Source organism: Salinifilum aidingensis, assembly GCF_054782015.1.
Genome location: NZ_BAAGTH010000021.1, coordinates 40,295 through 52,465 on the forward strand (window position 1 = coordinate 40,295; position 12,171 = coordinate 52,465).

At 73.0% G+C, this 12,171-nt stretch carries 12 protein-coding genes and 1 pseudogene; 3 read left to right on the forward strand and 10 right to left on the reverse strand.

Features of this window, described 5'->3' with window-relative positions:
- Positions 1 to 167: 167 nt before the first annotated feature.
- On the reverse strand, positions 168 to 848 hold the full coding sequence (locus ACYVJE_RS22060; RefSeq protein WP_459156738.1) for a response regulator: 681 nt from the start codon (positions 846 to 848) through the stop codon (positions 168 to 170).
- A complete protein-coding gene (locus tag ACYVJE_RS22065; protein ID WP_461145968.1) occupies positions 845 to 2,470 on the reverse strand; it encodes a sensor histidine kinase in 1,626 nt (541 codons plus the stop codon). Before ACYVJE_RS22065 ends, ACYVJE_RS22060 begins: the two co-directional genes overlap by 4 nt.
- Before the next feature lie 170 nt (positions 2,471 to 2,640).
- Between ACYVJE_RS22065 and ACYVJE_RS22070 the strand changes: the two genes are divergently transcribed.
- Positions 2,641 to 4,113 (forward strand): cation:dicarboxylate symporter family transporter, encoded by a 1,473-nt coding sequence (locus tag ACYVJE_RS22070; protein WP_459156740.1) that lies wholly within the window; start codon positions 2,641 to 2,643, stop codon positions 4,111 to 4,113.
- A gap of 47 nt (positions 4,114 to 4,160) precedes the next feature.
- Here the strand turns inward: ACYVJE_RS22070 and ACYVJE_RS22075 are convergent, their stop codons facing one another.
- From ACYVJE_RS22075 to hisD, 4 genes are all read right to left on the reverse strand, one after another.
- Positions 4,161 to 4,316 carry a hypothetical protein gene (locus tag ACYVJE_RS22075; protein ID WP_459156741.1) on the reverse strand — a complete coding sequence of 52 codons (156 nt, stop codon included), beginning with the start codon at positions 4,314 to 4,316 and terminating at the stop codon, positions 4,161 to 4,163.
- Positions 4,317 to 4,350: 34 nt separating this feature from the next.
- Positions 4,351 to 4,971, reverse strand: coding sequence for an imidazoleglycerol-phosphate dehydratase HisB (gene hisB, locus ACYVJE_RS22080; protein ID WP_461145969.1), 621 nt, complete (start codon positions 4,969 to 4,971; stop codon positions 4,351 to 4,353).
- Positions 4,968 to 6,110 (reverse strand): histidinol-phosphate transaminase, encoded by a 1,143-nt coding sequence (locus ACYVJE_RS22085; protein WP_461145970.1) that lies wholly within the window; start codon positions 6,108 to 6,110, stop codon positions 4,968 to 4,970. The genes hisB and ACYVJE_RS22085 overlap by 4 nt, the downstream gene beginning before the upstream one ends.
- A 78-nt stretch (positions 6,111 to 6,188) precedes the next feature.
- The gene (gene hisD / locus ACYVJE_RS22090; RefSeq protein ID WP_461145971.1) at positions 6,189 to 7,562 is read right to left on the reverse strand and encodes a histidinol dehydrogenase; all 1,374 of its coding nucleotides are present in this window, start codon (positions 7,560 to 7,562) and stop codon (positions 6,189 to 6,191) included.
- A gap of 207 nt (positions 7,563 to 7,769) precedes the next feature.
- On the opposite strand from hisD, the gene ACYVJE_RS22095 reads away from it, so the two are divergent.
- Complete coding sequence (locus tag ACYVJE_RS22095) at positions 7,770 to 8,522, forward strand: YqeB family protein (RefSeq protein ID WP_461145972.1); 753 nt, start codon at positions 7,770 to 7,772, stop codon at positions 8,520 to 8,522.
- Positions 8,519 to 9,340 (forward strand): class I SAM-dependent methyltransferase, encoded by an 822-nt coding sequence (locus tag ACYVJE_RS22100; protein WP_461145973.1) that lies wholly within the window; start codon positions 8,519 to 8,521, stop codon positions 9,338 to 9,340. The genes ACYVJE_RS22095 and ACYVJE_RS22100 overlap by 4 nt, the downstream gene beginning before the upstream one ends.
- 52 nt (positions 9,341 to 9,392) lie before the next feature.
- On the opposite strand, the gene ACYVJE_RS22105 is transcribed toward ACYVJE_RS22100, so the two are convergent.
- The 4 genes and pseudogenes from ACYVJE_RS22105 to ACYVJE_RS22120 form a co-directional block, all read right to left on the reverse strand.
- Positions 9,393 to 10,211 carry an IclR family transcriptional regulator gene (locus ACYVJE_RS22105; RefSeq protein ID WP_459156747.1) on the reverse strand — a complete coding sequence of 273 codons (819 nt, stop codon included), beginning with the start codon at positions 10,209 to 10,211 and terminating at the stop codon, positions 9,393 to 9,395.
- Positions 10,208 to 10,921 (reverse strand): iron-sulfur cluster assembly protein, encoded by a 714-nt coding sequence (locus ACYVJE_RS22110; protein ID WP_461145974.1) that lies wholly within the window; start codon positions 10,919 to 10,921, stop codon positions 10,208 to 10,210. Before ACYVJE_RS22110 ends, ACYVJE_RS22105 begins: the two co-directional genes overlap by 4 nt.
- Positions 10,918 to 11,952 (reverse strand): amidohydrolase family protein, encoded by a 1,035-nt coding sequence (locus ACYVJE_RS22115; RefSeq protein WP_461145975.1) that lies wholly within the window; start codon positions 11,950 to 11,952, stop codon positions 10,918 to 10,920. Before ACYVJE_RS22115 ends, ACYVJE_RS22110 begins: the two co-directional genes overlap by 4 nt.
- 40 nt (positions 11,953 to 11,992) lie before the next feature.
- Positions 11,993 to 12,171, reverse strand: a pseudogene (locus ACYVJE_RS22120) (NAD(P)-dependent alcohol dehydrogenase); the annotation flags it as partial.

The following is a 12,171-nucleotide window of genomic DNA, read 5'->3' on the forward strand; positions in this document are numbered from 1 at the left end:
CGCAGCAGCAGGAGCAACAGCGCTCCGCTTCGTCGCTGCCCGTTGCCGGTCGCACGTGTTCCCCGCTTCGACGTGCCAGCTCGCGGCCTCCCGGCCGCCCCGAGCGCCCGCCCTGAACGGAACGCACAACAACTCGAGGCACTCCTGCGGGCTCGTTCCGCACCGGCTCACTCCGCGTCGGTCCACTGGTAGGTCACGGCCGGCCTGCCCACGCCGCCGTAGTGCGGTGCGCGCACCGCCGTGCCCTGCTGCACGAGGTACTCGAGGTACCGGCGGGCGGTCACCCGCGAGGTGCCGGTCTCCCGCCCGACCACCCCGGCGGAAACCCCCTCCGGGTGGGCGCGCACCACGGCGACCACCGCGTCCAGCGTCTCCTCGCCCATGCCCTTGGGCAGGGCGGTCGGGCTCTCCTCCCGCAGGGTGGCGAACGCGCGGTCGATCTCGGCCTGCCCGCTGACGTCCCGGTCGTCGCCGAGCGTGGCGCGGAACCGGGCGTAGTGCTCCAGCTTGTCCCGCATGGCGGCGAACGTGAACGGCTTGAGCAGGTACTGCACCACGCCGCTGGAGACCGCGGCGCGCACCACCTTCAGGTCGCGGGCCGAGGTCACCGCGATCACGTCGGCACCGCTGCCGGTGGTGCGCAGCGCCCGCGCCACCCGCAGCCCGTCCATGTCCGGCAACCGCACGTCCAGCAGGACGAGATCGACCGGGTGCCGCTCGACGAACTGCAGGGCCTCCTGCCCCGTGGTGACCCTGCCCGCGACGGTGAACCCGTCGATGCGGCGCACGTAGCTGTCGTGCGCCTGCCCCGCCACGGGGTCGTCCTCCACCACCAGCACCGAGATCACACCTGCCCCCCTTCGCTGCCGCGCTCCGCTCCGGTGCGCTCCGCGGCCGGCAGCCACGCCGTGAACACCGCCCCCTCGTCGTGCTGCACGTCGACGCTGCCGCCGTGGCGGCGCACGGCCTGCCCCACCAGGGCCAGCCCGAGGCCGCGACCGGACCCGTCGCGCGTCGACCAGCCGCGCTGGAACACGCTGCGCACGGACTCGGCGTCGACGCCGGGGCCGTTGTCGGCGACCTCGAACCACACGCCGTCCGGTTCGGACCGCGCGTCCACGGTCACCTGCGGATCCGGCCGGTCCTGCACCGCCTCCACCGCGTTGTCGATGAGGTTGCCGACGATCGTGACCAGGTCACCCCGCCGGACGTGCTCGATGGTGGCATCGTCGACCTCGATCCCCTCGGCGAGCACGAGCTCCACGCCGCGGTCGGCGGCATCGGCGCTCTTGCCCAGCAGCAGCGCCGCCAACACCGGTTCGGTCACCGCCCCGACGACGCGGTCGGTGAGCTCCTGCGCCGCGGCGAGCTCCGCCGTCGCGAACTCGACGGCCCGCTCGGTGCGGCCGAGCTCGATGAGCGAGACCACCGCGTGCAGCCGGTTGGCGGACTCGTGCGCCTGCGCGCGCAAGGCCTCGGCGAACCCGCGCACCGAGTCCAGCTCGCCGCTCAGCGCCTGCAGCTCGGTGTGGTCGCGCAGGGTCACCACGGTCCCCTCCTGCATCCCGGAGCTGCGCACCGGGGAGACGTTGACGACGACCACCCGGTCGTCGGTCACGTGCACCTCGTCGCGCACCTGTCCGCCGCCGGTGAGCGTCTCCGTCAGCTGCCCGGGCAGGCCGAGGTCGGGCACCCGCGCCCCGCCGAGCCGCTCCACGGGGCGGGAGAGCAGCTCGGCGGCGCCGTCGTTGCACAGCAGGATCCGCCCGTCCGCGGAGACCAGCAGCATCCCCTCCCGCACCGCGTGCAGGGTGGCCTCGTGGAACTCGGCGCGCCGCGCGAGCTCCTCCGGGGTCAGCCCGTGGGTGTGGCGGCGCAGCCGGGCGCTGACCAGCGCGGTGAGCGCGCCGCCCGCGGCCAGCGCGCCGACCGCCACGGCACCGAGGGCGATCAGCTGCGCGCGCAGCTCGCTGCTCAGCACGTTCAGCTTGATGCCCGCGGAGATGAAGCCGTGCAGCCGGCCCTCGTCGTCGTTGACCGGCACCACCGCGCGCGCCGACGGCCCGAGCGTGCCCGTGTAGGTCTCGGTGAGGTGCCCGCCGCCCTGCGGGATGTGCCCGACGAAGTGCTCGCCGATGCGCCGCGGATCGGGATGGGTGTAGCGCACGCCCTCCGGCGACATGATCGTGATGAAGGCGACCCCGGTCTCGGCGCGCGCCTCCTCCGCCAGCGGTTGCAGCGCGCGGCTCGGATCCGGCCCGCGCACGGCGCGCCGCACCTCGGGCAGGGACGCCAGCGTGCGCGCCACCGCCGTGACCTCCTCGGTGGCCTCGCGGTGGGTGCGCCGGGACGCGTCGTACCAGGCCAAACCGGCACCGGCCAGGACGACGAAGGCGACGACGACCACCTGCAGCACGAACAGACGGCGCGCCAGGCTCCACCGCCGCAGCCGCGCCGGACGATTCCGCACGCTGCGTGACCGGAAGGCGTCAGCAAAGTAACTCGAACGTGAACTCAATGAACACAACCGTGACGACGGGGACAACCGGCTCCGATAGTTTCCTCCGGTTTACGCCGTGACCCGCGCCACGCTCCCCGGCGCAGCGGGTCACGAGCCTCTTCGGCGGCAAAGGAGTGTGCATGACTGCGCGTGCAGAGGCGCCCGCGCGGCGTCGGGACCGGACGCATTACCTCTACATCGCGGTGATCCTCGCCGTGCTCGGCGGCATCGCGGTGGGATTCGCGGCCCCCGACGTGGGCATGGCGCTGAAACCGCTGGGCAGCGGATTCGTCGAGCTGATCAAGATGATGATCTCGCCGGTCATCTTCTGCACCATCGTGCTCGGCGTCGGCAGCATCCGGCAAGCGGCCAAGGTCGGCAAGGTCGGCGGGCTCGCGCTCGCCTACTTCATGGTCATGTCGCTCGTGGCGCTGATCATCGGCCTGCTCGTGGGCAACGTGCTGCACCCCGGCGAGGGGATGCAGATGACCCAGGAAATGGCCAGCCAGGGCGCGCAGCAGGCCGGCGAGGGCGGCGAGTCCACCACGGAGTTCCTGCTCGGCATCATCCCGACCTCGCTGGTGTCCGCGCTGACCGAGGGCGAAGTGCTGCAGACCCTGCTCGTGGCGCTGCTGACCGGCTTCGCGCTGCAGGCCCTCGGCGACGCGGGCAAACCGATCCTGCGCGGGATCGAACACCTGCAGAAGCTCGTGTTCAAGATCCTGTCGATGGTCATGTGGGTCGCCCCCGTCGGCGCGTTCGGCGCGATCGCGGCCGTGGTCGGCGCGACCGGCGTGGACGCGCTGCAGGGCCTCGCGGTGATCATGCTCGGCTTCTACGTCACGTGCGTGCTGTTCGTGTTCGTCGTGCTGGGGCCGATCCTGTGGTTCGTCGCCCGGGTGAACATCTTCGCGCTGCTGAAGTACCTCGCCCGCGAGTACCTGATCATCGTGGCCACCTCGTCCTCGGAAGCCGCGCTGCCGCGCCTGATCGCGAAGATGGAGCACCTCGGGGTGAGCAAGCCGGTCGTGGGCATCACCGTGCCCACCGGCTACTCGTTCAACCTGGACGGCACGGCGATCTACCTGACCATGGCCTCGCTGTTCGTCGCCTCGGCGATGGGTGATCCGCTGGCGGTCGGCGAGCAGGTGTCGCTGCTGCTGTTCATGGTCATCGCCTCGAAGGGCGCCGCCGGCGTCAGCGGCGCGGGGCTGGCCACCCTGGCCGGCGGCCTGCAGTCGCACCGCCCGGAGCTCGTCGACGGCGTCGGCATGATCGTCGGTATCGACCGGTTCATGTCCGAGGCCCGCGCGCTGACGAACTTCACCGGCAACGCCGTGGCCACCGTGCTCGTCGGCGCGTGGACCAAGGAGGTCGACCGCGGCCGCATGAACGCGGTGCTCACCGGCGAGGCACCGTTCGACGAGGCCACCATGCAGGACTCCGCGGCCGCCGACGGCGAGGACTCACCGGGTGGGGAGTCCCTGCACGAGGCGGATCCGGGAAGCCGCGGGAGCCCCGACGAGGGGAGCGCGGACAGCAGCGGGAGCCCGGCGGGCACCGGCGGTTCCGCACCCGCCTCGGCGTCCGCACCGGCCCGGACCTCCCGCTAGGCCCACCGGGCACCTCGTCGGGTAGGGGCGTTTCCCGGGAAGCGCCCCTACCCGACGAGCCAGCCGAGGCCGCCCGCGAGCGCCATCACCGCGGCGACGACCAGGACGACCGCGAACCCCCGCGACGTCTTCCACGTGGCGTAGGCGCCCCCGGCCAGGAACCCGGCCAGGCCCAGCAGCAGGATCGGCAGGAAATCTCGCATCGCGCGCGCTTCTCGCGGTCTCAGCGGCGCCGCTTCACAGGCTGCCCTTGGTGGAGGGGACCGCGTCCGCGAACCGCGGGTCCGGCTCCACGGCCGCGCGCAGCGCGCGGGCGATCGCCTTGTACTGCGCTTCGGTGATGTGGTGCGGATCCCGCCCGTGGACCACCCGCGCGTGCAGGTTGATCTGCGCGTGGAAGGCGATCGACTCGAACACGTGCCGGTTGAGCACGAACGGGTAGTTGCCGCCGATGGTGAACGCGTCGTACTTCTCCGGCTCGCCGTCCAGCACGCAGTACGAGCGGCCGGAGACGTCGACGGCCGCGTGCGCCAGGGTTTCGTCCATCGGGATCCACGCGTCGCCGAACCGCCGGATGCCCCTCTTCTCGCCCAGGGCCTGGCGCAGCGCCTGCCCCAGCACGATCGCGGTGTCCTCGACGGTGTGGTGCGCGTCGATGTGCGTGTCCCCGCCGGCGCGCACCGTCAGGTCGAACGCCGCGTGCGTGCCCAGCGAGGTGAGCATGTGGTCGTAGAACGGCACCGTGGTGTCCACATCGGCCGCTCCCGTGCCGTCCAGGTCCACTTCGACCAGGACCGAGGACTCCTTGGTGGTGCGTTCCACCTTCCCGACGCGGGTTCCGGGTTCGAAAGTCGTCACTGTGCACCTCGTTCCAGTTCGTCGAGCACGCCCTTGCTCGCCGCCAGGAACGCGTCGTTCTCCTCCGGCGTGCCGACGGTCGTGCGCAGGTAGTGCGTGATGCCCATGTCGCGGATGAGCACATCGGACTCGAGGTACCGCTGCCAGGCGCGGTGCTGCTCGGCGAACCGCCCGAACAGGATGAAGTTGGCGTCGCTGGGCACCACGGAAAAGCCCATCCCGCGCAGCGCGGTCGCGACCCGGTCGCGCTCGTCGGAGAGCCGCCGCACCGAGCCGAGCGTGGCGTCGGCGTGCCGCAGGGCCGCGCGCGCGGCGGCCTGGGTGACCACCGACAGGTGGTACGGCAGCCGCACCAGCAGCAGCGCCTCGATCACGGCCGGGGCCGCGGCCAGGTAGCCGAGCCGCCCGCCGGCGAAGGCGAACGCCTTGCTCATGGTGCGGCTGACGACGAGCTTCGCGGGGAACTCGGCGAGCAGGTGCAGCGCGCTGGGTTCCGAGGAGAACTCGGCGTAGGCCTCGTCGACGACGACCACGCCCGGAGCGGCCTGCAGCACCCGCCGCAGCTCCGCCAACCCCAGCGACTGGCCGGTGGGGTTGTTCGGGCTGGTCACGAACACCACGTCGGGCCGCTTCTCGGCCACCAGCGCGGCGGCCCGCTCCCCGTCGAGGCCGAAGTCCGCGCGGCGCGGCGCGGACACCCACTCGGTGCGCGTGCCGGAGGCGAGGATCGGGTGCATCGAGTAGGACGGTTCGAAACCGAGCGCGGTGCGCCCCGGACCGCCGAAGGCCTGCAGCAGTTGCTGGAGCACCTCGTTCGACCCGTTGGCCGCCCACAGGTTCTCCGTGCCCAGGGACACGCCCGTGGACCGCGTGAGGTACGCGGCCAGGTCGGCGCGCAGCGCGACCGCGTCGCGGTCCGGGTAGCGGTGCAGCGCGCTCGCCGCTTCGCGGACCGACTCGGCCACGTCGGCGACGAGCTCCGCCGGCGGCGGGAACGGGTTCTCGTTCGTGTTCAGCCGCACCCTCGTCTCCAGCTGCGGCGCGCCGTAGGGGCTGCGCCCGCGCAGGTCCTCGCGCAGCGGCAGGTCGGACAGGGCGGTGCCGCTTCCCGGCAGGTCCGTGCCAGGCAGGTCGTTCATGGGTTCAATCCTCGGGTTGTTCTGCGGCACCCGGTGCCCGCGCGGGCACCGGGCCGGCTGGTGCTCACCCGCGGCGCCTCACTGCTCGCCGCGGCCTTCGAGTGCGGGGTCGAGCTCCCCGGCCAGCGCCCGGTACTCCGCCGGGAAGCGCAGCGCGACGGCCTGCCCGTGGGCGGGCAGGTCCTCGGCCGAGGCCAGCGCGAGCACGTGGTCGGCGCTGTCGCGCAGCGCCTGCTCCGAGTAGGAGACCACGTGGATGCCGCGCAGGAAGCTCTGCACGCTCAGCCCGGAGGAGTGGCGGGCGCAGCCGCCGGTGGGCAGCACGTGGTTCGACCCGGCGCAGTAGTCGCCCAGCGAGACCGGGGCGTACGGGCCGACGAAGATCGCACCCGCGTTGCGCACCCGCGCGGCCACGTCCTCCGCGTCGGCCGTCTGGATCTCCAGGTGCTCGGCGGCGTAGGCGTCCACCACGCGCAGCCCGTCGTCGATGCTCGACACGAGCACGCATCCGGACTGCTGCCCGGTCAGCGCGGTGCGGATCCGCTCGTCGTGCCGGGTGCGCGCCACCTGGCGCTGCAGCTCCGCGTCGACCGCGTCGGCGAGCCGCTCTGAGGTGGTCACCAGCACGCTCGCGGCGAGCGTGTCGTGCTCGGCCTGGCTGACCAGGTCCGCGGCGACGTGCACCGGGTCGGCACCGTCGTCGGCGAGGATCGCGATCTCGGTCGGGCCGGCCTCCGAGTCGATGCCGATGACGCTGCGCAGCCGCCGCTTGGCGGCGGTGACGAACACGTTGCCGGGGCCGGTGACCATGTCGGCGGGGGCGAGTTCCGCGCCGTCGGTGTCGTGGGCGCCGTAGGCCAGCAGCGCGACCGCCTGCGCCCCGCCGACGCCCCACACCTCGTCGACGCCGAGCAGCTGCGCCGCGGCGAGCACCGTCGGGTGCGGCCGTCCGCCGAAGGCGGCCTGCGGCGGGCTGCACACCACCAGCGACTCGACCCCGGCCTCCTGCGCGGGCACGACGTTCATCACCACGCTGGACGGGTAGGCGGCCAGCCCGCCCGGTGCGTACAGCCCCACGCGGCCGACCGGCACCCAGCGCTCGGTCACCGTGCCGCCGGGCACGACCTGGGTGCGCACGTCGCTGCGGCGCTGCTCGCGGTGCACCGCGCGGGCGCGGGCGATGGACTCCTCCAGCGCTTTGCGCACCGCCGGGTCGAGCTCGTCGAGGGCGCGGCGCATCGCCTCGGCGGGCACGCGGACCGCCTCGGGGCGCACCCCGTCGAAGCGCTCGGTCAGCTCCAGCGCGGCCTCGGACCCGCGTTCCCGGACCGCCTGCAGCACGGGCTCGACCTTCTCCCCCACGTGTTCGACGTCCACCTCGGCGCGCGGCAGGCCCGCGCGCAGCTCGACGGTGGACGGGACACGACCGCGCAGGTCGGAGCGGCTAAGCATGGGCATCCTTCCAGAACCGAAGACCGTCCCCGCTCAGGGTAGTCGTCGGCGAGCAGCGCCGGTCACGCTCCCGGCGCACGCCACACCGCCGCCCGGCCTGCGCGGGGCTCCACCTCGGCTGCGCGGCGCGCGGCGGAGACGCAGCTCACACGCACCCGGTCCGCGGGGCCGCACCGCCCTGCCGGGCGGGACGCCCATACTGGCGTCATGAGCACCGGGTCCCCCACTTCCGCTTCCGAGCCGGCAGCCGCGGGCGGGCAGGCCGCGGCCGGGCGCACCGTGCGGGCCTCCGCGTGGGTCCGCCGCGGCGCGTGGGTGCTGATGCCGGTGGTCGGCGCGGTGATCGCCCTGCTCGTCCGGGTGGCGGCCGAGTGGATCACCACGCTGGAGTGGTTCCCGTTCCAGGGCGTGTTCGAGCTGGCGGTGCACTTCGACGAACCGTGGGCGAGCGCCACCGCCGCCGCGGTCGGGGCGGCGATCGGCCTGGGCTTTCCCGGCCTGTGGGCGCGGGAACGGGTGAGCCTGACCGCCTCCCGCGAGGCCGTGGCGGTGCACCAGGGCGCGCGCACCCGGCGGTTCGAGGCGGATGCGGTGGGCACCGCGTTCCTGGACGGGAGGCAGCTGGTGCTGCTCACCCCGCGCGGCGCGGAGCTCGCCCGGTACGCGACGAAGCTCGACGCGCGGCAGCTGCGGTTGGCGTTGCAGGAGCACGGCTACCGGTGGGCCGCCGAGGACCCGCACGCCGGCCGGTACCGGCGGTGGGACGCGGACGACCCGGACCTGCCGCTGCGCGTGAACGCGCTGCTCGCCGAGCGGCAGCGGGCGCTGCGGCCGAACAACCACGCCGACCCGGAGGCGCTGCGCGTGCGGTTGCGCGAGCTCGACGTGGTGGTGCGCGACCGCGGCCGCGAGCAGTGCTGGCGCTTCGCCGAACCCCGGTCCGGGGAGGCGGCGACATGACCACCGAGCGGGCCGACCTGCGCGGTGCCGCGGCGACGCTGCTGGTGACGTTGTACATGCGGGCGCGGGACGCGCGATCGCCGCGCCCGATCCTCGGCGACCGCTACGCGGCCGACGTGATGGGACGCATCGACTACGACTTCCACCGCCTGCGCCTCGCCGCCGGCGACGCGCCGCTGGTCTGCACCCGCGCGCGGTGCCTGGACACCTGGACCGTGCGGTTCCTCGCCGAGCACCCGCGCGGGCAAGTGCTGCACCTCGGGTGCGGTCTGGACAGCCGCCCGCTGCGCGTCGCACCGCCGGCGGCGGTGCGCTGGGTCGACGTCGACTACCCGGACGTGATCGACCTGCGCGAGCGGCTCTACGACCTGCCTCCCTCCGTGGAGCTGGTCCCGTCCTCGGTCACCGATCCCGGCTGGTGGGACCGGGTGGCGTCCGACCGCCCGACGCTCCTGCTCGCCGAGGGCCTGCTGATGTACCTGCACCCGCACGAGGTGCACGCGCTGCTGGACCGGGCGGTGAGCGCGCTCCCGTCCGGGCGGCTCGCCTTCGACACCGTGGCCCCGTGGACCGCGCGCGCCGCCGGGCTCACCAAGTACTTCCTGCCGCAGGACATCCGCTTCTCCTGGGTGTACCGGCAGCACGAGTTCGCCTCCCGGCACCCCGACCTGCGGAGGTGGGACGACCGCAGCGTCACCGGCCTGGCCACCGCGGCCGCGCGCAACCCGCTGCTGCGGGCGACCTACCGCGCCTACAGCTCGGTGCCCGCCCTCCGCGACGCCATGCGCCTGCGGTTGTTCGGCTTCGGCGGGAGCTGACCGGGCAGATCAGCCGGCCCGAGGCCCGGCAGCGCACCTGGCCGCACGACGCCTACCCGCGCGCGAGCGCCCGCGTGGCGCGCGCCGCGCCCTGCCGGACGGCGTGCTCGAGGTTCCACCTCCGCGTGCGGAAGTCGTGCGTGGTGAACGACAGCGCCACGGAGGCGACCACGGCGCCGGTGGGATCGTGCACCGGGGCGGCCATGCACGCCAGGCCGTCCTGGAACTCGCCGACCTCGAGCGCGATGCGGGAACGCCGCACGTGCGCCAGGTGCGACTCGAGCCGTTCCCGGTCGCGGATCGTCGCCGCGGTCAGCGGCAGGAGCCCCGCGTTGTCCAGGTACTGCTCCCGGGTCTCCGGGACCATGGCGGCGAGCATGATCTTGCCGAACGCCGTGGCGTGCGGGGCCCGGTGGAAGCCGACGTCGAGCGGCTGCACCCGCGGGCGCTGCGGGGAGTCCTCGACGTGGGCGATGACGACCTCGGTCCCCCGGTAGATCGCGTAGTACGCCGCGGCATCGGCGTGGTGGTGCAGCCCGCGCACGCACGAGGCGATCTCCGCGGGCACGGCCAGCTGCTCCGACAGCGCCTGCCCCAGGTAGCGGGCCTTGTACCCGAGCCCGTAGACGTGCTGGTCGCTGAGGTGCACCACGTGCCCGGCGTGGATCAGCGTCGCCAGCAGGTGGTACGTCGTGGACAGCGTCAGCCCCAGGTCGGCGGCGATCCGCTTGGCGCTGAGCCCGCCGGGCGCTTCCGCGATGGCTTCGAGCACGCGCAGCGCGCGGTCGACCGACTGCAGGACGGGACCCGGCGACCTGCCCCTCGCGGCGGGCGGTGCCGGGTCCCGCGGGGTGTGCGACTGCGTGGTCATACCTCCGACGTTAGGTCGCTGCGCTCGGGCGGGCAGGACGCGTACCGCGTGTCCAGCAGCCCGCGGCACCATCCGGCGTTCGCCTCGATGCTGACCCGCGTGGTCCGGGCCAGCCGCAACCGCAGCGGCAGCGTGTCCTCCTCGAGCGGCTGCCCGTGCTCGTCGAGCAGCAGCGGGGCGTCCGGCCCGTTCGGCAGCCCGAGGCGCTCGCGGCGCCGTTCGAGCCGTTCCCGCTCGGCGTCCGCGGGCAGGTCGCCGAGCCGCGCCCGCAGCAGGTCCCCGTGGTCGAAGCCCTGCCGGAGCAGCCGCGTGGCCAGCTGCTCCTGGTACACCGCGTGCGCCTTGGCCAGGAACGTGCGCCGCAGTTCGTCGAGCTCACCGGCGCTGAGCCCGGAGAAGGCGGCGTCGAACCCGTCGCCGGCCGCGACGCCCGCGTTGATCTGCTCGGCGGCGAAGTGGTCGAGCAGCCGGACGTGCACCTGCTCGGTGCCGGGCAGCTCGCCCACGACGTCGTGCGCGTCGGCCACCATGAGGTAGGCGAAGTTCGGCGCGCAGAAGTACGTCGGCAGTCGCAGCTCCACGTCGACCCGGCCGCCGTCGACGACCAGGCCGGCGACGAACCCGAGCTCGGTGATCGACTCGTCGAGCTCCGGGTCGAGCACGGTGCCGAGCGCGCGCCAGGCCGCGGTGTCGCTGTCCAGGCGGGTCATGCGTTCATCACCACCGGGGAACCGGCCTGCTCGCCCGGCCGCTGCTGCGGCACCGCGGCCTCCGCGGGCACCTCGATGTCGTAGAGCCGGGCCGCGTTGAGCCCGAGGATCCTGCGCTTGACGTCCGGCGTGAGCGCGCCGTACTCGGACTGCATGTCCTCCGGGATCTGGAAGTCGACGAACTCCTCGACCAACCACTTCGGCGTCCAGATCGCGTAGTCGCTGGCGAAGGTGATCCGGTTCTCGTCGAGCCAGAACAGCAGCTCCCCGAGGATCTGGGCGAAGTAGCGCGGCCGCGAGTGGATGAAGGGCATCGCCACGGCGAGTCCACCGTAGACGTTGGGTTCCTGCGTGGCGATCCAGCAGAAGTCCTCCAGGCGCGGCAGACCGACGTGCTCGACGATGAAGTTCAACTCGGGGAAGGCCGTCGCCACGTCGTCCACATCGGCCACGTCGAAAGCATCGCGGTTGAGCGGGTAAATCGTTGGTCCTTTGTGGACGTGAATGTTGCTGATGCCGAGTTCCCGGCACTTCTCCAGGTAGCGGTACGACCACGGGTCGGAGAGCTTCCAACCCTTCGACTCGCCCTTCCACTCGGCGGTGTAGAGCTTGATCCCGCGCGGCTGCCAGCGCTCCACGAGGCGCTCCAGCGCGGCGAGGCCGGCCTCCCCGTCGCGGGGGTCGAACGAGCCGTTGACGAGGAACTTGTCCGGGTGCTTCTCGGCGAGCGCCCCGTCCTGCTCGGTGGTGTTGAACCCGTTGATGAAGAAGTCCGCGAGGTAGGTCGGCTGCATGATCGCCTTGTCCACGTAGCCGACTTCGAACAGGTCGTGCAGCACGTCGGCTTCGCTCTGCTTCTGGAAGTGCTCCAACGACCACACCTCGGACTCCGGGCTGAGGTTGCGGTGGTAGTCGTAGAAGCAGTTGATGAATCCCTCGCCGTAGCGGTTGGCCTGGTTGGCCGGCGTCCCGTCCCAGAAGTGGACGTGGCTGTCGACGATGAAGTACTTCTCGCCGTCCTTCTCGTACATGCTGGCTCCGTCCTTTCCGTTGCTGCTCGCGGGAGCGCGGTCAGGGAACGAGGATCGCCCGCCCGCCGGGGATCCGGCCGTGCTCGAGGTCCTCGAGGGCGGCCACCGCGTCGTCCAGCGGATAGGTGTGCGTGCGCAGCGACACCGCGCCGCGGGCGGTGAGCGTCATGAGCTCGTCGAGGTCGTTGTAGGAGCCGACGAGGTTGCCGATGATGTTGA